This window comes from Luteirhabdus pelagi, from assembly GCF_016827595.1.
Taxonomy (GTDB): Bacteria; Bacteroidota; Bacteroidia; order Flavobacteriales; family Flavobacteriaceae; genus Luteirhabdus; species Luteirhabdus pelagi.
In genome coordinates this window covers 595,619-615,632 of sequence record NZ_JAECMS010000002.1, presented here as the reverse complement: position 1 = coordinate 615,632, position 20,014 = coordinate 595,619, and the positions used below count along the sequence as shown (strand labels likewise).

The window sequence follows — 20,014 nt, the reverse complement described above, 5'->3', positions numbered from 1 at the left end:
ATGAGTACAACCGAACAAATAGATACAAAAGAATTGGGTGAAAAAATCGTAAAGGTGTTGAAGACCATTTATGATCCTGAAATACCGGTCGATATTTATGAATTGGGACTTATTTACGATGTCTTTGTAAATGAAGATCGTGAAGTGAAAATCTTAATGACCCTAACCACTCCAAACTGTCCGGTGGCGGAAAGCCTTCCTGCGGAAGTAGAAAGCAAGGTTCGAAGCATCAAAATGGTTAAAAGTGCTGAAGTGGAAATGACCTTCGATCCGCCATGGTCCCAGGATTTGATGAGTGAAGAAGCCAAACTCGAATTAGGAATGCTATAAAAAGCTGTACATTTTTGAATCTCTGATTCTTTGCTCCTTTGAACCTTTGATACTTTGAACCTTTGAACCTTTGAACCTTTGAACCTTTGAAAAAATGGAAAACGAAATCATTAATCGCGTCGCGAATAGTAAGCTTGTCACCTTCGATCTAGAAGAATTTTATCCGGCTGGTGAACGGGTTACAGTAGATATTTCGCAATGGCTTTTAGAAGGTATTGTTCTGAAAGAAAAGGATTTTCGAACGGCTATTAGGGATTTCAATTGGGAGCAGTATCAAAATAGTTTCATTGCATTACATTGTTCTACCGATGCCATCGTTCCCGGATGGGCCTATATGTTTGTGGCGCTGGAAGCTTCAAAAGTGGCCAAAAAGGTTGTGGTTGGATCATTGGAGGAATTGGAGTCGCAACTATTCACTGAAATCATTAACGGAATGGACCTTTCTGAATTTCAGGACAAGCCGGTTATTATTAAAGGTTGTTCGCGTAAGCCAGTCCCACAGAGCGCCTTCGTATTGCTAGCGCAAAAGCTTCAGCCCGTGGCACGAAGCATTATGTATGGTGAAGCGTGTTCTGCCGTACCCCTTTTCAAAAGAAAAAAATAAGTACTCTTTTCGAAGAAAAACTACCTTTGCACAACTAAACCTTCTTATTATGAAATATTTACTATTTGCAGTATTGCTTTGTACTGCTCCTCTAACGGTTTTTGCACAGGATGCCGAAGAGGAAGAAAAACCGAAAGACGGTTGGACCAAAGCTGGAAACATCTCCATTATTTTCAATCAAGCCGCTTTCAATAAGGAATGGCAAGGCGGTGGAACCTCCAATTATGCTGTTAACGGTTCGCTTACCTACGATTTCAACTATCGAAAAGGTAAACTTACCTGGGATAACCGAATTTTAGCTGAATATGGTATCACTAAGATTCGTGATGAGGAATTCAGTAGAAAAACAAACGACCGACTAGAACTAAACTCTATCGTTGGTAGACAGATCGCCGAAAGCAAGTGGTTCTATTCCTTTTTTATGAATTTCAGAACCCAATTTGCAAAAGGATATGAGTTTTCTGAAGATCCGGTAACGGGTAACGATATCCGTACGGAGACCACACACTTTATGTCGCCTGGCTATTTACAATTCGGTCCTGGTATGCTGTGGAAAGAAAGCGACAACCTTAAAGTGAACCTCGCTCCAGCTACCGCCCGACTTATTTTTGTCGATGATATGTTTACAACCGTTCCTGGCTATACCGATGGTGACTATTTTGGAGTTGATGAAGGTGAAAGCATGCGCTTCGAATTTGGTGCTTCGCTAAACGGTTATGCGAAGTTCGATTTGATGGAGAATATTACGATGGAAAACATCCTTCTCTTATATTCCAACTATTTGGAAGACCCACAAAACGTAGATATAGATTACACCATGAACTTAGTGTTGAAGGTAAACGAATGGATTAATGCTACGGCGACTTTCCAAGCTATTTATGACGATAATGCAATTAAAGGCTTCCAGATTCGGGAAACGCTAGGTGTTGGAGTAGGATACAAATTCTAAGTTAATCCTTCCATCTGCCGCGTGACTTACAACAGTTATCAGGCTAGGAAGGAACTAGAGCATTTTAATCGCTCTTGTGATTCAATAAATAAAAAAGATCCCCTCCTCACAGGAGGGGTGATTCGCCCAGCGAATCGGGGTGGTCATTTGACTTACCCTTCCATTCTAGGAAATGAATAATTTACCATTAAAAAAAAGCCCGGAACTTCCGGGCTTTCTTTATTCTTCATACTCCAAATACTTCTCTGGATACAAGAAGTTGTTGTAAGGAAAACGATTTACATGGATCTCCCGAACTTTTTCATATACCAACTTTCGGAACTCTTCAAAATTGTCCTTGTTAAGGGCAGAGATGAAGATGGCATTCTCTTCCCGGTTCATCCAAGTCTGCTTCCATTCTTTTAAGGTATAATGAGCGGTTGTTCTTTCCGTGGTTAAATCGTCTTCATCAATCGTTTCAGGTTTATACTGATCGATTTTATTAAAGACCATAATGGTCGGCTTATCCGCCGAATCTATTTCATCCAAGACTTGGTTTACCGAAGCAATATGATCTTCAAACGAACCATGGCTGATATCCACTACATGCAACAGCAAATCGGCTTCACGCACCTCATCCAGCGTACTTTTAAAACTCTCTACCAATTGGGTGGGTAACTTTCTTATAAATCCAACCGTATCTGTTAACAGAAACGGCAGATTACCGATCACCACCTTTCGCACTGTAGTATCTAAAGTCGCAAACAATTTGTTCTCAGCGAATACTTCACTTTTGCTCAAGCTGTTCATCAAGGTGCTTTTCCCAACATTTGTGTATCCGACTAAAGCAACACGTACCAAAGAACCTCGGTTCCCACGTTGCACTTCCATCTGCTTATCGATTTTCTCAAGCTTCTTCTTCAGCAAGGAAATGCGATCGCGGACGATACGACGGTCAGTCTCGATCTCGGTTTCACCAGGACCCCGCATCCCGATACCACCACGTTGTCGTTCCAAGTGCGTCCACATACCCGCCAGTCGCGGCAATAAATATTCGTATTGTGCCAATTCAACCTGTGTTCGGGCATAACTCGTTTGAGCGCGCTGGGCGAAAATGTCGAGAATCAAGCCCGTACGGTCAATAATCTTACACTTCAGAATTTTTTCAATATTCTTTTGTTGAGCAGGCGAAAGTTCATCATCAAAGATTACGGTCCCCACATCATGTTCGTCAACATATTCCTTTACGGTGTCCATTTTCCCCGTTCCGATAAAGGTTTTCGGATTGGGCATATCCAATTTTTGAACAAAGCGCTTCAGTACTTCACCCCCAGCTGTATAGGCCAAAAACTCGAGTTCGTCTAAATACTCCTTCGATTTTTCCTCGTCCTGATATCGGGTAATGAGTCCTATTAGGACCGTCCGTTCGTATTCTATAGTATTCTTTTCAAGCATAAACACAAAGGTACAAAACTGATTGCTCCCATTTTTCGTAATTTACACCCCTTTAACAGCAACTTCACTCGAATGCCTTCGGACACATCGCTCTATACCATAGGTTTCTACAATCTGGAAAATCTCTTCGATACCGAAGACGACCCTTACACGTTGGACGACGATTTCACTTCAACCGGAAGGAAAAAATGGAACGAGAAGCGTTTCAAACGAAAGGTAGCAGCGCTCGGAAAGACGATTTCAAAGATTGGTAAGAAGGAAACAGGTTTTCCACCAGCAATCGTGGGGGTTGCTGAGGTAGAGAATGCAACTGTTTTAGAAGCGCTGGTTCAGTCTAAGGCCTTGCGGAATTCGAACTATGAATATGTTCATATCGATTCGCCCGACGAGCGTGGAATAGATGTAGCATTATTGTACCGAAGGGATATTTTTGAGGTTGAAGCATTTGAAGCACATACGTTATGGGTTACCAATGAGGTAGGCGAACGCGATTATACGCGTGATATTCTTCAGGTGGACGGAATGTTAAAAGGGCAATTTGTTAGTATTTTGATTAATCATTGGCCCTCTAGAAGAGCAGGCACGGAGGAAACGAATGAAAAAAGGATTGCTGCAGCGCAACGCGTTTTGGAAATCGCAGATACATTAATAGCAAAAGACTCCGATTCACAAATCCTTATTATGGGCGATTTCAATGATGATCCACAGAGTGAAAGCATTCAGATGTTGAGCGAGCATTCCTTTTATAATCCGATGGAAACATTACATACTCCTTATTCGGGCAGTCTTACCCATAGAGGAAGGTGGAATCTTTTTGACCAGATATTAGTTTCGCATAGTTTTCTCAAACCCTATGAAAATCCCTTCGAATTTAAAGAAGCAAAAGTGTATAAGGACGCAAGCCTTCAAGAAAAGGATAGGCGATTCTTTGGAAATCCCTTTAGAACCTATGCCGGACCCCGTTACCTAAGGGGGGCTAGCGATCATTTTCCCATCTTTGCTTTGTTCTCTGTCAAAAATTGATACCTTTACCCTTTATCGGAATTTTCCCTCAATACATCTAAAAATTATACGGCGGATGTAAATGATGGTTTTTTTCTATATTTTAGTCTACTAATTAACCTTACAATTTCATGTAAATGAAGAAAAAACTACCCTCTTCCCACATACTTAGTAAACCATTCCAAGCAAAAATATCCTTTACATTTTTGCTATTCTTACTTACCATGGTTTCGGGTCTCGCTCAAACGACTATCGTTTGCGCCGACGGCCCCGTTAATAACACTTATTGTTATGACGAAAATGACACTACTGCGTTTGAATTTCAAAGCGATACTGGATTTCCTTTAACGGTTGTTTTTAACGCCGGAACCGTAGAACAAAACTTCGACGAGTTGCTTATCTTGGACTCAGACGGTGTAACCGATCTGAATGCCGCAACGCCTTATGGTGATGGTGGTGAATTGGCTGGATTAAGCTATACTTCGACAGGTGATATTATTACCGTTCAGATTAATTCTGATATTTCAAATAGCTGCGTTTCTGGCGGCCAAACGCCGTGGGACTTTGATGTCTTTTGTGCTTCGTGTATCAACCCTACCGTATCGTATGCATTAGCTGAAGATTGTGATAATGACCAGTTTTTTATTGATGTGACCATCTCTGATTTAGGAAGCGGTACTTCTTATACCATTACAGATAATGAAGGCATCGCAAACGAAACGGTCACCGAAACAGGAACATACACGGTAGGTCCTTATATTCCTCAGACCGATATAGTTGTCGAGGTGTCGAACGACGATGATCCAAACTGTGTGGTAACAAGTGAATCGATTACATCGTTCTGTATTGAAGAAGGTCCTTGTGAATTTATAGAAGCAGGTCCTGATGTTACTGTAGATTGTGATGAAAACTGTACAGATTTGGAAGCTGAAATTTTTGCTTTCCCAGGCCGAGAGACATCGTCCTATCTAATTAACGGTCCAATTTGTGACTTGCCACCCATTGATGGTGGTACGCCGACGAACCTTACTATTGATGACCAATGGACTGCGCCCATAGACATTACCTTTCCTTTCAATTTTTATGGAAATGAATATACGGAATTGGTTATAGGAGCGAACGGGCAGATATCTTTTGACACATCGCTAGCGGGAGGTTTTAACGATTGGGGTATTGAACCGGGTGAACTTTTACCTATCAACAACTCGAGCTTTCCTTTTAACACCATATTTGGTGCCTTTCATGATATGGATCCGGGTGTAAATCCTGCTCCCGATAGAATCAACTATTTTATAACAGGTACGGCTCCTTTTAGAATTTTTGTATTGAATTTTAATGCGATTCCACAATTTTCTTGCAACGATATTTCAAGCACCCAACAAATTGTATTGTATGAAACATATAATGTGGTAGAAGTTAATATCATTGAGAAACCTGTTTGCCCAGGTTGGAACGATGGCCTTGCAACCTTAGGACTTCAAGGAAATGATTTAACTGAGTTTAGTGTGCCACCAGGACGGAATACTGGTGTATGGGAAGTACTTCCCGGTGAAAGTGAAACGTGGCGATTTGTACCGAATGGTGCACAAGCGAATACAACTGTTTTTGAATGGAGAGATGAAGCTGGAACAGTTATTAGCAACGATCTTACCGTAAATGTTTGTCCAACGGAAACCACTACTTATACGGCTGCTCTTATTTATGAGGATGATAATGGGGAAATCACGGAAGTAACAGATGACGTTACCGTAACAGCGCAAAACCTATTTACTGTCGATTTAGGTGGCGATCAAGAGTTTTGTGGTAACGAATCCTACGATATTACCGCTACGTTGGACGGTGTCGATCCCGCAGATGTTACATTTGAATGGAGCACTGGCGAGGATACCCAAACCATTACGGTTACTGAATCTGGAACCTATACGGTAGAAGTAACCTTCGAAAATTGTACTGTTACTGAAAGCGTAACCATCACACTATTTGAAAATCCTGAGATTGAACTAGGGGATGATATAAACACCTGTTTTGAGGAACCTGTAATACTAGATGCCACGCCGTCCAACTACGACATAGCGGATGTTATATTTGAATGGACCAAGGATGGAGATGTAATCGTAGGGGAAACGGATGCTACATTGGTAGTAGTAGATCCCGGCACTTATGGCGTTACAGTAACCGCCGGCGATTGCTCTAGCACAGATAGTATAACAGTAACTGAATCTTCAGACCTTGAAGTTGCCATTCAGCAAGATAGCTTTGAGACATGTCCCGACATTGTTACTACTCTCACTGCCGTTTCTAGTGATGAGACTGCCACCTATACTTGGTTTGAAAATGGCGACGAGATTGTTGGAGAGACCTCAAACACATTGGACGTAAGTCTTGAAATAGGACAAGTAGGAGCCGTTACCTACACGGTTCAAGTAAGCACTGGTGGATGTTTCGCGGAAGACGAGATAGATATTATGTTGTATGATAATGCAGGTTGTATAATTCCTGAAGGACTCTCACCAACGGGTACTCCAGGTCAAAATGATGTATTCGATCTAACCTTTTTAGCCGACCGTACAAGAATAGAAAGCTTTAGAGTATTTAATAGACAAGGACGCATTGTATATGAGAAGGACGATTACGTGAACGAATGGCGTGGACAGTCAATGGATAGCAACAAAATGCCTTCCAGCACCTATTACTATATTATCATTTTCGACGGTGAAGATCCAATATATGGTACTGAAAAATCTGGATGGGTGTATATAAACCAAGACGAAAACTAAACTAACCAACTATACGAACCATTATGAAAAGGTTATTATTCCTTTCAGCAATCTTATTGTCTAGCTGTGGCCTGTTTGCACAGATAACAGTAGATGGCAGTCTCACACCGCAGCAATTGGTCGACGATATTTTAATTAGCAATACATGTGTTACAACATCAAATCATATTGCGATTACCGGAACCGACTTTGGGAATGTTAATGGTCTAGCAGCTTTCGATGCTAATGGAACCGACTTTCCATTTGCTTCTGGAATCGTGTTAGCATCCGGAAACGTAAACGATGCGCCAGGACCCAATACATCCATAAACTCAACTTCTCCTGGGTGGCCAGGGGATACAGATTTAGAGACGTATACTACTGCTACAAATACAAATGATGCGACTATCTTGCAATTTGATTTTGTGCCTAATATCGATGAATTAAGCTTTAATTTCATTATGGCCTCTGAAGAATATGAAGAGGGTTTTGAATGTACTTTTTCAGATGCCTTTGCCTTTATACTTACCGATCAGGTTACAGGCAATGTCCAAAACCTAGCTGTGTTGCCTGGAACCAATATTCCAATCGAAGTAACAAATATTCGACCAGAAGTTATCGGGCAATGTCCAGCAGTGAATGAAGAGTTTTTTGATCGTTATAATTTTCAGCCTGTTGCAAATCCAACAGTCAATTCTATTCCCGCTGAAGATTCTCCAATAAACTACAACGGGCAAACAGTTGTACTAACAGCAATGGGCCCTGTAGTTCCAGGAAATCCTTACACCATCAAGTTAGTGGTTGCCGATGAAACTGATTCTGCCCTAGATATGGCTGTCTTTTTAGAAGCGGGAAGCTTTAATATTGGCGATGTTGATATTGCAAACGATATTTTAGGGACCGTAGTTGGATGTGATGTTACAGAAGTGAACTTAGAGGCCGAAATTACAGGCATTCCTATTTCAGAGGCGAATATTCAATGGTCATTTAATGGAGTTCCTATTCCTGGTGCAACCGATCCAAATATCCTCGTGGATCAGGAAGGTGAATATACTATTACAATCAGTACGGCAGATTGTAGTGTTTCTGATAGTGTAATCGTAAACTTCAGTATTACTCCTGAAATTGATCTTGGTTCGGATATCGAAAGTTGCTTACTACCTTCAGAAGGAATTGAAATAGATGCTAGTCCGACTAACGTAGATCCTGCCGATGCTGTTTATGAATGGTTTTTGGATGGCGTTCTAATTCCTGGGGAAACAGGACCAACTATTACGCCCACACAAACAGGTACTTATGTGGTAACTGTAGAAAACGAGGGCTGTATCGCTACTGAAGAAATCGTAATAACCCCAATAGCGTTTGAAACTGATCTCGGAGACGATATCAGTAGTTGCTTTATTTCACCCGAAATACTTACAGCCATCCTAACCGTTTACGATCCTGCTGATGCCACTTTTCAATGGTTCTTAGATGGAACTGAAATTACCGGGGAAACAAATCAAACCTTAGATGCTACTCAAGCAGGAACCTATGAGGTTATTGTAAGTGTTGGCGATTGCCAAGCTTCAGATATTATTGTAATCGACCAATCAAATGATATCGATATAGAGCTAGGAGATGATATTGAAACCTGTGCAGTAGATCCCTTACTACTTGATGCCTCCCCTACAAATTATGATGTGGCAGACGCTTCGTTTGAATGGACACTGGATGGAAACATTATTGCAGGAGAAACAGCCCCTACGCTTTCTGTTCAACAAGAAGGTACCTATGAAGTAACTGTAACCGTAGGTAGTTGTGAAACAACAGATACTATTACTATAACTGCCGCTAACGACATAGCTGTCGAATTGGGAGACGAAATCGTATCCTGTTTAGTACAAGCCGTAACATTGGATGCTACACCAGACAATTACGATGTGGCAGATGCTTCATTTGAATGGACGTTAGACGGAACTATTATTTCAGGTGAAACAGACCCTACACTTGCTGTTACCGAGTCGGGCGTGTATGAAGTAACCGTAACAGTAGGAATTTGTTCTACTACCGATACCATCACCATTACACCAGCCAATGATATTGAAATAGAATTGGGCGATGATGTAGAGAGCTGCTTTTTAGACCCTGTAGTCTTAGATGCTAGTCCATCAAACTATGATGTATCCGTCGCAGAATTTGAATGGACCTTAAATGGCACTGTTATCGATGGAGCAGAAGATGCTACGTTAGAAGCAACGGAACCCGGAGTATACGAGGTAACTGTAACCATCGGGGAATGTGTCGCAACCGATAGTATAACGCTAACATTGGGAAGCTTCTCGGTAACCTTAGGCGCCGATTTCGACTCATGCTTTGAAAGTGCTGAAATTCTATTCGCCGATGTAAATGGTATCGATCCTGAGAATGCTACTTTCGAATGGGTATTGGACGGAACTGTGCTAACAGATGAAAATAATCAGTCATTAGAAGCCTTCGGCGCGGGAACGTACCAAGTGAATGTAACCGCTGGTAGTTGTACCGCTAGCGATGAAATAGTACTTTCAATTAACCAAGACCTTCAGGTAACGATTCAACAGGATGATTTTCAAACGTGTCCGAACGTTCCTACTATAATTGAAGCTTCTTCAAACGATTCGGATGCTACCTATCAATGGTTTGAAAACGGAGTTTTAATCCCTGATGCTACCTCTAGTACATTAGAAGTGAGCCTTATATCAACGGAAGTGGGTTCTGTGGAATATACCGTACAGGTGGTGAAAGGATCTTGCCAAGCTGAAGACGACGTTACCATTTCGCTATACGATAATGCAGACTGCGTTATAACTCAAGGACTTTCACCGTTCGGCTCTCCTGGTCAAAACGATAAGTTCGATTTAGAATTTTTGGCTGATCGAACAGGCATAGAGAGTTTTACTGTCTATAACCGACATGGACTACTTGTCTACGAAAAAAGTAATTATGTTAACGAATGGAGAGGACAATCCAAGGACAATAAAAAAATGCCAACGGGAACGTATTATTATGTAATACTTTTTGATGGTGAAGATCCAGTTTACGGCACAGAGAAGTCCGGTTGGGTTTATATTAACCAAGACGAGAATTAAAAACCAAAACCAATCACGAGAATAATTAATTTGAATACGATGAAAAAAATACCTCTAGTAATTTTTATTGTTGGCATCCTCTTCGCTCACGATGCGTCTGCGCAGCAGGACCCACAGTATACTCAGTATATGTATAATCAGAGTGTTATCAACCCTGCATATGCTGGCTCAAAGGAAAGCTTAAATATTACTGGTTTGTACAGAAGACAGTGGTCGGGACTTGACGGAGCTCCTGAAACCATAACCTTCTCAGCACATTCGCCAGTTGGAAGCAATGTTGGATTAGGACTTTCGGCTATCAAGGATGAATTAGGCCCTGTAAAAGAAACTAATGTGTATGCCGATTTCTCCTATACACTCCAAATGAGCGAAACCATCAAGTTAGCTTTAGGTGTGAAGGCAGGTGCAACATTCCATGATGTGGGGCTCACTGACGTTGACTTAATTGATCCAACTGATCCTTTCTTTTCAGAGAACATTAATAATACCTATCCAAACGTGGGGGCTGGATTATTCCTATACAACGACAATTTCTATGTCGGCGCTTCGGTACCGAACTTTTTGGAATCTGTCCACCTAGATGAAAATGGACTCAAATATGGCGCGGAGATTCAACATTACTTTGTTACTGCTGGATATGTTTTCCAACTTTCCGAAAACTTCAAGTTGAAACCATCTACCATGGTTAAATCAAGTTTTGATGGACCTTTATCGTTCGATGCTAACCTTAATGCCCTTTTCTACGATCGCTTCGAATTAGGAGCTTCCTATCGTTTAGATGACTCGTTTAGTGGTTTGGTTGGGTTTCAGGTTACACCAAATATCCGTGTAGGCTATGCATACGATAGAGTCGTTTCAGATATTCAAGAAGTAGCCCCTTCTTCGCATGAAGTTATCGTTACCTTCGATATCTTCTTCAAGGAGCGTGTGTTACGTTCACCAAGGTTCTTTTAATTATAATTTAAGTTAGATTCAAGATGAGAAAATTTTACACTATAGTTTTATTAACCTTGAGCACAACACTCTTGGTTGCACAAAACAAGCAGACAGAAAAAGCCGACGAACTTTATGAACAATTGGCTTACACCGATGCTGCCGAAGCCTATCTTAAATTGGTTAAAAAAGGAAAGGCAGACGATTATGTCTATACCCAACTCGGGAATAGCTATTATTATATCAACGACACTAAAAATGCCGAACGCTACTATAAGAGAGTAGTCGATAAGCCAGAAACAGACGCCGAAATCGTCTACAACTACGCACAAGTATTAAAAGCAAATCAAGAGTTCAGTGAGTATAATTCGTATATGAAGAAATTCGCACAGATGAAGCCAAACGATTCGCGTGCGAAAGAGTTCATGAAAAATCCGAATTATATTCCGATGATCATGGAAGGTCGTGAAAAGTATACCGTAACCAACCTAAAAGATCTGAACAGCAAGTATTCCGATTTTGGAGGAACCGTGGTCGACAACGACTTCTACTTTGCTTCAGGGCGTAATACCAGCCGTAAAACCTATAATTGGAACGAAGAGCCCTTTTTAGACTTATACAAAGCACAAATCGTCGGAAATACTGTTAAGAACGCAAATTTAGTAGAAGGTGATGTGAACACTAAATACCATGAAAGTAATGCGGTAATTTCAGCCGATGGCAAGCGCATGTATTTCGATAGAAACGACTACTACGATGGCGACTACGATAAGAGCTCAGCCGGAGTGAATCAAATCAACCTTTTCTACGCCGATAAGGTAGGTGGCGAGTGGAAGGATATACAATCTGCTCCTTTCAATAACGACGAATATTCTGTCGGTCATCCAGCGCTAAGTAAAGATGGCAACACTTTATATTTCTCTAGTGATATGCCAGGAGGAATGGGAGGCGCCGATCTTTATAAGGTATCTGTTTCAGCTGATGGAACGTTTGGCGAACCAGTAAATCTGGGAAGCGGTATCAATACGGAAGGAAAAGAGGTATTCCCATTTGTTGATGATAACGGAACCTTGTACTTCTCTAGTGATGGTCACTTAGGGTTAGGTGGATTGGATGTCTTCTATGCTGAAGCCAGCGGAAGCGGTTTTGGAGATGTAGAAAATATGGGGAAAGGCATCAATAGCCCTAAAGACGATTTCGCTATTCGATACGATTCGAATACAAATGAAGGTTATGTTTCTTCTAACCGTAGTGGCGGAAAGGGAAGCGATGACATCTACGGTATCAACAAGCTTTGTGAAGTAATGATTAACGTGATGGTGAAAGATAGTAACAGCGACCAACCGCTATCGGGTGCTACAGTAGCCCTTTACGACTCGAAAGAGAATCGCTTAGCTACGAAAACGACCGATGCCAACGGTATGGCTGAATTTGTAGCGGCCTGCGATCAGGATCATGTTGTACAAGCAAGTCTTTCCAACTATGAAAGCAACGCTACCGAAGTAGACGCTGCAAGTGATACGGAAATAGATACCACTATCGCGCTTCGTCCGATTGAAGAAATTATCGAAGACGATAAAGTGGTACTCAACCCAATCTATTTCGAATTCGATAAGAGTAATATCCGTCCACAGGCAGCTTTCGAACTAGATAAGCTTGTAACGTTGATGGAAAAATATCCAGACATGAAGATTAAGGTTGAAAGTCATACCGATATTCGCGGTAGCGACCGTTACAACCAAAATCTATCGGAACGCCGTGCACAATCTACGGTTCAATATGTTATTTCGAAAGGAATTTCTAAAGACCGTATTAGCGGTGAAGGCTTCGGAGAACAGCGACCTATCAATACGTGTGGTATGAACTGTACAGAAGAAGAGCACTTAGAAAACCGTCGTTCTGAATTCATCATTGTAGCGCAATAATCGTAAAACACCGATTTATAAAAACCTGCTTAGGCATTTCCTAAGCAGGTTTTTTTATTTTCATTCTCTTAAAAAATATCGCTTCTTGAATCAGGATTTAGGGCTAACTTACCATGATTGGAATCATGATAGCAATCATTACCGCCACAGCAGTCTGCCAGTAATAGTTGGTAATAAAAAGCCCGGCTAAAACGAGCACGGCATCCTCTACATTCGCCTTAATCTCTCCTTTTGTTGAAGAACCGGCATAGTAAATTTCAGTTCCCTTATCGTTCTGGATACTCCATTTCGTATTCCAAGTATTATCATATTTCCATGAGTATACATATCCTTTAATTGAAATGGAAGCTGTTCGCATCCAGTTTCCATATTCAATCTCTGCAACGACATTGTTCGAAGCATCTAGAACTTCAGTATGTCTTTTGAAGAATCCGGTTGTTTTAAAGGTATATTTCTGACCCTTTAATCCCGCAGTAGTTGTATTGGAAAAAGGCTGATCTTTAAGGCCACCAACCTCATGGCCATTTTCAAAAATTCGATACTGATTTGAAAAGAATTTTTTCTTCCAATGTAGATTTAAAGTCATAGTAGAGGCTAATCAGATTTGCTCAGAAATGTATTCAAAGAAACACAAATTTATCCGAACTAAAGGAATGCAATACTTACTATAACCCATGTCATTTAACTCTAAGCACAGATGACATGTTAATGTCAATCCATAAAAAAAGCACCCTGATCACAGGGTGCTTTTTTAAATTTATAAGTGGAATTCCTATTGTTGCTGAAATACTGAAACGTTATCTACATGGTAACGTGTGGTATCCGATGGATCGCTTCCTTCGTAGAAGAACCCGAAGTATACGTCACCCGAAAGGTTCGATACATCCACATTTCCTACGTTTTGGAAGGTTCCAAAACCACTAGACGGACCAGAAGGAATATTAACATTCAATTGTGTCCATGTGGCAGTAGTAGGATCGCCGGCAAAATCTGTTGAATAATACAACGTCAAAATTTCACCAGTATCAAAGTTTGTCTGAACATCGAACGTCAGGTTCTCATTCTCTGTACTATCCATGTTAATCGCTGGCGTTACCAACCAAACATCAATTTCACTGGCACCAGAATTAAATCCTGAAATCTGAGCGTATTTGTTATTATCGAAACTTCCGATTAACCACTCCGTACTTCCGCCACTTACATTTACATTTGTCCAACCTGCAGCTTCCAAACCATTGATATCGGAGTAGCTTTCAAAATCCTCAAAGAAGAAACCTTCAATTGGGTCGCAACGGTCACCATCAAGATTCACGTCGTTTTCGTCACGAATTACCAACTGTGGTGTCCCATTATATTCACTGTTAACCGCAACGATATTACCTTGTCCAGTTGGGAACGGTAAGCTTGCAAAATCTGCAAATCCGCTATTACGTAAAATAATGGTGTTGTCGGTAATACAGCTTTCAACTGTTCTGTTTGCAGAATCTGTACCGGCATAGAATGCATAGGCTTGTCCTACTTCACCTGGAACCACTTGTACGCTCTGTACATCTACTAAGATGCCTTCTGGAGCTGGAACTTCAGTAGTTTGACCATTATCTTCTACTTCAATTGTAAGTCCATTAGCACCAACCATTGCAGGTGTAGGAACAATCGTAGCATTCTCTCCAGTATTGATAACGTAGTTTCCTACCTGACCTTGCTCGATTCTACCGATAAAGTCACCATCAGGGAATCCTAATGACAACACACCGAATGATTCTCCTAAATAAAGACCGTCTGCACGCACAATTACTTTCGATCCTGGAGGATATGCTTGGAACAAATCGTTATCGTCTGCTAAGATCTGAATAGCAGCTGTTGGGTTTACTGGGCTATCTTGAATAAAGATATTCTTGAAGAAGTTTCCAGCTTGATCACTTGAAACTACGTATCCTTCAAAAACGGTTTCACTTCCTGGAGCGAAAACCATAGTACTACCGTTGTACATATCGCGAATTTCGCCAATAGTAGTTGTAATTTCCAAGCTTTGGGAAACATCGCATCGCTCTCCGTCTAAGTTCAAATTCTCAATGCTATTGATTGAAATGATTGGAGTATCGCCAAAGAAGTTTAAGGAATACACTCCAGTAATAGTACCTGAACCTTCAGGAACCTGAACCGATTTGAAATCGGCAAAGGTACTTGTACTGAAAAGTAACGTTTCACCATCTGAACAGCTTTCCAACAAACGCTCTCCATCAAAATCGTCACTTGGCTCTGCTGCCAATGTTTTACCTAAAGCAGTGGCAGAGAATTGTACATTTTGAACCTGTACCAATGTGTTCACATCACTTGGTGAAAGAGAAGAAACGGACTTCTGGGTAGGTACTAATTCAGCTACTTCGCTACTGCGTACCAAAAAGTCTTCTTCCAACGGAGCAGGAATAGATCCGACACCACCTTCTTCGTTGATTCCTAACGTTAGAACACCGCTATCGTATCCAACAGTAAGGCCATCAAGTTTCACAAAAACTCTGCGGCCTAACTCATATCTTGTAAATAAAGGACTTTCATCGATTACCACACGAATACCGATGGTTGGGTTCTCTGGGCTATCCTGAAGAATCAATTCTTCAAAAAAGTTTCCAGCTTCGTCACTAGAAACTACATATCCAGAAATATAGTTGTTGGTTCCTTCAAATGTAAGGATAGGTTCCCCATTGTTGGTTTCTTCTTGTTGCTGAAGATCGCGAACATCGGCGATAGAGATCTCGTTACCCTCAATGTTTACATCGACCGGATTGGTATCGGGCACTTCAAATTCATCATCCTGAACACAGGAGAAGGTTACCATTGCAACCAGGAACAGGATTGTTAGATTATACAGATTAAATTTTTTCATTGTAATATGATTATTAAAGGTATTCAGTTTTTATTAGAATCGTACGTATAGGTTTACATAATAGGTTGTACCGTACCCAAAGAAATAACGCGGTCCGAATACGGCACCATTCGGATTGGATTGATCTTCCAATACATCGCGGTAATTCGACTTTCTTCCTTGCTCGAAACCACCGGTTCGGTAGTCTTCATCAAAAACATTATTGATTGTGGCAAAGAATCCAACATAGTAATCGTTGATCTTCCAAGACTTCCCTCCTACTACGTTTACAAGAATATAGTCATCAAACTCTTCCTGCGCCAATAAATCGTTTGCAACTTCGGCGTCGTATTCCGGAATTGGCTGACCGTCGAAGTCGGTTGTAAAGGCTGCCGAACGAGACAGATTGTTTACATCAAGATACGCATTACTGAAGTAATTGGTGGTAGCACCAATCCACCAGAAATCTGGATCGCGATATTCGAAGCCTAGTTGGAAGGCACGTTCTGGTCCGCTAGCAACGTGATAGTTCTCAAGATTTGTAGTGCCATCGCCAAAGGTTAACGGTCCATCAAAATCGTCGCTTGTTAAATATAAATTTGGGTTGTTCGCATATAAATACTGTGCCAAGGAACCGGCAGCTTTTAACTTCACGGTTGGCGTTACTTGCGCTTCAACCCCAAGTTCCAAGCCCATATTACGTGTTTCAATACCTGTAACTACTTCCTGAACGAAAGCATCCTGTTCTAGACCCAATCCACCAAGATTCTCTGTAAAGTAGAATCCGATGTCGGTAGCGTCCTTAATATTGGTATAAAAACCAGTAAGGCGTCCTTTAATGATAGGCGAACGATAAATGTAGCTAAGATCGGCACTGGTAATTTTTTCACTATCCAATCCGATAACAACATCGTTATTCTGACGTGCATTGCTGAATGAGTTACGCAAAGTAGGCGCTTTTGTAAGGTATCCTGCATTCAAATCGATTAGGTGACGACCTGTTACTTTAAAAGTAGCACCCGCTTTTACACCGTAATTTGAAAAATTCAACTCTTCACTTTCTCCGAAAGAACGCTCACCAGGGAAGTTTCCATTTTCGAAAAGACCGTTTCGCTGATAGGTTGTATTTGAAACCATCGCCGCTCCGTAGAAATCGACTAGATTATATTTAAACTGTGCCTGCGCAAATCCTGATAGTTCATTTGCCGTAAGCTCATAGTTATACTTATAGCGATCGCCTTCAACGGCAATTCTGTTTCTATTGTTTAAATCACTTTGCGCAACATCACCTACTTCCACTTGCTGTGCATCGGCATCGTCGCCTGCAAAGAAATCCACATCCAAATAGCCAGTTCCACCTAAAAGGTCCTTCAATTCTGCAAAGTTTTCACTCTTCAAGGTACGGAAACTAACATTTCCGTTTAAAAGGATGTTTTCTGTAAGTGAGGTATTAAAAATTGAGTTAATGCTCAGTTGCGTATCGTCGTTACGATCTTCCTGAATAGCGTATACCGAATTCCCGCCATTTTCTCGAAGGGCTAGGTTGGCAGCATATAATTCTCTCCAATTCAACTGACCATCAGCAATAAATTCTTGCTCTGCCAAATACGCTTTTTGATAGTCCAAAGGCGTAGGATTATCGTCTTGAAGGAAATAGCTGGGCAGTCGTTGGTAATAGTTTCCGAACGGGTTTCGAGCACCTCCTTCATATACTTCAACACCATTCGCATTGGTAACCAATCGTGTACCACCGTTATCGATTCGAGTATTCCCAATCTTACCAAATTGATAGGCTACGTTTGTATTCAAAAGAGTGTTATCAGAAATATTCCAATAATGATTCAACATTAAAACAGGCTCCTCGATTTCACGAGTACGGCTGTTTCGAATTTCACCATCCTGATAACCCCAGTTAGGGTTATAAGTTCTTCCTTTAAGATCGTACATCTCTTCCGTAATAGCCGTAGAACGACCTCTTCGGTTAGGTGTATAAAATCCTGTAAAGTTAAGGCTGTGTGCTTCACTTAGTTTTTTCTCTACTGAAGCAAAGAAGGAGTTTGCATCGTATAAGGTTCCATCGATATACCCTTCATCGCCAAAACGACGCGACACCAATACAGAATAGGCCCAACCATTTTGGTCGAGACCACTGTTATACGATCCCATAATACGTCCTTTATAGCTTCTGTTTGCCGCCGCATACGATACACGTCCACCCTCACGGTATTGAGACGCTCTCATAATGATGTTCGTGGTACCTGCAATACCTCCAAACGCATAATCGTTTGGTTGAAGGCCCATGGAGAATTCACGGTTTCGCTGTGCATCGTTCAATCCACCCCAGTTGCTCCACTGTGGACGACCATCGAACATTTTATTCATTTCAATACCATTGATAAGTACTTTACCGTTGGCATTGTCGAGTCCACGGGGACGGAAAAAGGTTGCGCTAAAATCGAAGGCTGCAGCATTCAAGAATACATCTCTTGAAGCCTGAAGCAATCCTGAAATATTGTACGCCGTTCCTTCGTCTTGATCTAGTTCGTTATCGGAAAGACTGATAATCCCGATTTGGGCCTCTACTTCACTTAAGTCGAGTTCCAGTAAGATCGATTCAATATTCAAGGTTTGTCCTTGTTGAATCACGATCGGCATGCGTTGCGTGGTATAACCTGATTTTGTTATTACCAATACTTGCTCGCCTAATGGCAAGGCAGCATCGGCCATACGAAATTCACCTTTTGCATTGGAAGTCGCATCAAATGGGCTATCTTCTATTCGCAATTCAACGTCTGGAATCGGTTCGGTAGAGTTTGCATCTACTACCTTACCCATTACAACCGTTTGTTGCGCAAACGCAGAAGTTGCCACTAGCAGCCCAACACACAAGGTTAAAATGAAATGTTTCATTCGAAAAGTAATTGGTTTGTAAGAGATTAAATAATTGTTATAAATGGGGCACAAAACTACATTTTTTAAATGAATTAGCTACTTTTGGCGCAGCTTTTGAAAAACATTTTACAATAACTTAATCTATGTTTATGATTGGAAGAAATATCCTTTCCCTAGTACTGATTTTTAGCCTTTCGGTATCACTTTATGCACAACAGGAAAAGCAATATAAGGTGAACACAATTGCCTTTTATAACTTGGAAAATCTCTTCGATTATGAGGATGATCCTGTTACATTTGACGATGACCGCACGCCTGAAGGAAAGGACCATTGGACGAAAGAAATTTACGAAGCTAAGTTGAAGAATATGGCGAAGGTAATCGCTGAAATCGGAAGCGATGTTACCGGTACTTCTCCTGCCCTTCTCGGGGTTTGTGAAAGCGAAAACCGACGTGTATTGGACGATTTGGTAAACCAAGAGCCTTTGGTTGATAAGAATTATGGTATTATTCAGTTCGATTCGCCCGACCGACGAGGCATCGATGTGGCATTACTATATCAAAAGCGACTGTTCACTCCAACAAATTATAAGGCGTATCCTTTGATGATTTACGATGAGGATGATCGTACGAAGCGTGTCTATACCCGAGATCAGTTATTGGTAAGCGGTATGTTGGATGGTGAAAAGATACATGTTATCGTGAATCACTGGCCTTCAAGAAGTGGTGGTGAAGCTCGTAGCCGTCCGAAACGTATGCGCGCTGCAGAATTGAATAAGAAGATTATCGATTCGCTCTTTAGTGAAGATCCCTATGCCAAGATCATTACCATGGGCGACCTAAACGACGATCCTACGAGTCCTAGTGTAAAGGAAGTATTGGAAGCCAAGGAGAATAGAGATGATGTCGATATAAAAGAATTGTACAATCCGATGGAGGAAATGTACGATAAAGGCATTGGGACCTTAGCATGGCGTGATAGCTGGAACTTATTCGATCAGATGATTGTTTCGCATGAACTCCTGAAAAAGGACTACGCTACCTATCGCTTTTATAAGGCGGGTGTTTACAACAAAAGTTACTTAGCGAATCCAAGGGGACGTTACCAAGGGTATCCCTACCGAAGTTTTGTTAATGGATTTACGGGAGGTTATAGCGATCACTTTCCAGTTTATATTTACCTTATAAAGGAAGTTGTAAGTAACGATTAAAAATAAGA

13 protein-coding genes are annotated in these 20,014 nt (G+C 41.2%); 9 read left to right on the top strand and 4 right to left on the bottom strand.

The features are described 5' to 3' along the window. The 3 genes from I4Q58_RS07595 to I4Q58_RS07585 all read left to right on the top strand — a co-directional run bounded on the left by I4Q58_RS07595 (nucleotide 1) and on the right by I4Q58_RS07585 (nucleotide 1,883). Nucleotides 1-330, top strand: a complete 330-nt coding sequence (locus tag I4Q58_RS07595) for an SUF system Fe-S cluster assembly protein (RefSeq protein WP_203295285.1) — start codon at nucleotides 1-3, stop codon at nucleotides 328-330. A gap of 94 nt (nucleotides 331-424) precedes the next feature. Then, nucleotides 425-934 (top strand): DUF2480 family protein, encoded by a 510-nt coding sequence (locus tag I4Q58_RS07590; protein WP_203295284.1) that lies wholly within the window; start codon nucleotides 425-427, stop codon nucleotides 932-934. Between the two features lie 49 nt (nucleotides 935-983). Further along, complete coding sequence (locus I4Q58_RS07585) at nucleotides 984-1,883, top strand: DUF3078 domain-containing protein (protein WP_203295283.1); 900 nt, start codon at nucleotides 984-986, stop codon at nucleotides 1,881-1,883. A gap of 219 nt (nucleotides 1,884-2,102) precedes the next feature. On the opposite strand, the gene hflX is transcribed toward I4Q58_RS07585, so the two are convergent. Continuing rightward, complete coding sequence (gene hflX / locus I4Q58_RS07580) at nucleotides 2,103-3,317, bottom strand: GTPase HflX (protein ID WP_203295282.1); 1,215 nt, start codon at nucleotides 3,315-3,317, stop codon at nucleotides 2,103-2,105. A 72-nt stretch (nucleotides 3,318-3,389) separates the two neighbouring features. On the opposite strand from hflX, the gene I4Q58_RS07575 reads away from it, so the two are divergent. The 5 genes from I4Q58_RS07575 (at nucleotide 3,390) to I4Q58_RS15730 (ending at nucleotide 13,040) form a co-directional block, all read left to right on the top strand. Next, nucleotides 3,390-4,340 (top strand): endonuclease/exonuclease/phosphatase family protein, encoded by a 951-nt coding sequence (locus I4Q58_RS07575; protein WP_203295281.1) that lies wholly within the window; start codon nucleotides 3,390-3,392, stop codon nucleotides 4,338-4,340. 116 nt (nucleotides 4,341-4,456) lie between these two features. After that, the gene (locus tag I4Q58_RS07570; RefSeq protein ID WP_203295280.1) at nucleotides 4,457-7,096 is read left to right on the top strand and encodes a gliding motility-associated C-terminal domain-containing protein; all 2,640 of its coding nucleotides are present in this window, start codon (nucleotides 4,457-4,459) and stop codon (nucleotides 7,094-7,096) included. 23 nt (nucleotides 7,097-7,119) lie between these two features. Continuing rightward, entirely contained in the window at nucleotides 7,120-10,182 is a 3,063-nt protein-coding gene (locus I4Q58_RS07565) for a choice-of-anchor L domain-containing protein (protein WP_203295279.1), read from the top strand. A gap of 39 nt (nucleotides 10,183-10,221) precedes the next feature. Next, complete coding sequence (locus I4Q58_RS07560; protein WP_203295278.1) at nucleotides 10,222-11,136, top strand: PorP/SprF family type IX secretion system membrane protein; 915 nt, start codon at nucleotides 10,222-10,224, stop codon at nucleotides 11,134-11,136. Between the two features lie 56 nt (nucleotides 11,137-11,192). Further along, a complete protein-coding gene (locus tag I4Q58_RS15730; RefSeq protein ID WP_317194052.1) occupies nucleotides 11,193-13,040 on the top strand; it encodes an OmpA family protein in 1,848 nt (615 codons plus the stop codon). Between the two features lie 103 nt (nucleotides 13,041-13,143). On the opposite strand, the gene I4Q58_RS07550 is transcribed toward I4Q58_RS15730, so the two are convergent. The 3 genes from I4Q58_RS07550 to I4Q58_RS07540 form a co-directional block, all read right to left on the bottom strand. Next, nucleotides 13,144-13,626 (bottom strand): hypothetical protein, encoded by a 483-nt coding sequence (locus tag I4Q58_RS07550; protein WP_203295276.1) that lies wholly within the window; start codon nucleotides 13,624-13,626, stop codon nucleotides 13,144-13,146. Between the two features lie 186 nt (nucleotides 13,627-13,812). Beyond that, nucleotides 13,813-15,924 (bottom strand): DUF5689 domain-containing protein, encoded by a 2,112-nt coding sequence (locus I4Q58_RS07545; protein WP_203295275.1) that lies wholly within the window; start codon nucleotides 15,922-15,924, stop codon nucleotides 13,813-13,815. A 33-nt stretch (nucleotides 15,925-15,957) separates the two neighbouring features. Beyond that, a complete protein-coding gene (locus I4Q58_RS07540; protein ID WP_203295274.1) occupies nucleotides 15,958-18,813 on the bottom strand; it encodes a carboxypeptidase-like regulatory domain-containing protein in 2,856 nt (951 codons plus the stop codon). Between the two features lie 131 nt (nucleotides 18,814-18,944). Between I4Q58_RS07540 and I4Q58_RS07535 the strand changes: the two genes are divergently transcribed. Further along, nucleotides 18,945-20,006, top strand: coding sequence for an endonuclease/exonuclease/phosphatase family protein (locus tag I4Q58_RS07535; protein ID WP_203295273.1), 1,062 nt, complete (start codon nucleotides 18,945-18,947; stop codon nucleotides 20,004-20,006). Nucleotides 20,007-20,014: the final 8 nt, after the last annotated feature.

Excerpts from the sequence above, each read along its gene's own strand:
- I4Q58_RS07535 (WP_203295273.1), top strand. The coding sequence starts at position 18,945 with ATGATTGGAAGAAATATCCTTTCCCTAGTACTGATTTTTAGCCTTTCG.
- I4Q58_RS07560 (WP_203295278.1), top strand. The coding sequence starts at position 10,222 with ATGAAAAAAATACCTCTAGTAATTTTTATTGTTGGCATCCTCTTCGCT.
- I4Q58_RS07545 (WP_203295275.1), bottom strand. The coding sequence starts at position 15,924 with ATGAAAAAATTTAATCTGTATAATCTAACAATCCTGTTCCTGGTTGCA.
- I4Q58_RS07590 (WP_203295284.1), top strand. The coding sequence starts at position 425 with ATGGAAAACGAAATCATTAATCGCGTCGCGAATAGTAAGCTTGTCACC.
- I4Q58_RS07550 (WP_203295276.1), bottom strand. The coding sequence starts at position 13,626 with ATGACTTTAAATCTACATTGGAAGAAAAAATTCTTTTCAAATCAGTAT.
- hflX (WP_203295282.1), bottom strand. The coding sequence starts at position 3,317 with ATGCTTGAAAAGAATACTATAGAATACGAACGGACGGTCCTAATAGGA.
- I4Q58_RS07575 (WP_203295281.1), top strand. The coding sequence starts at position 3,390 with ATGCCTTCGGACACATCGCTCTATACCATAGGTTTCTACAATCTGGAA.
- I4Q58_RS07585 (WP_203295283.1), top strand. The coding sequence starts at position 984 with ATGAAATATTTACTATTTGCAGTATTGCTTTGTACTGCTCCTCTAACG.
- I4Q58_RS07565 (WP_203295279.1), top strand. The coding sequence starts at position 7,120 with ATGAAAAGGTTATTATTCCTTTCAGCAATCTTATTGTCTAGCTGTGGC.
- I4Q58_RS07540 (WP_203295274.1), bottom strand. The coding sequence starts at position 18,813 with ATGAAACATTTCATTTTAACCTTGTGTGTTGGGCTGCTAGTGGCAACT.
- I4Q58_RS07570 (WP_203295280.1), top strand. The coding sequence starts at position 4,457 with ATGAAGAAAAAACTACCCTCTTCCCACATACTTAGTAAACCATTCCAA.
- I4Q58_RS07595 (WP_203295285.1), top strand. The coding sequence starts at position 1 with ATGAGTACAACCGAACAAATAGATACAAAAGAATTGGGTGAAAAAATC.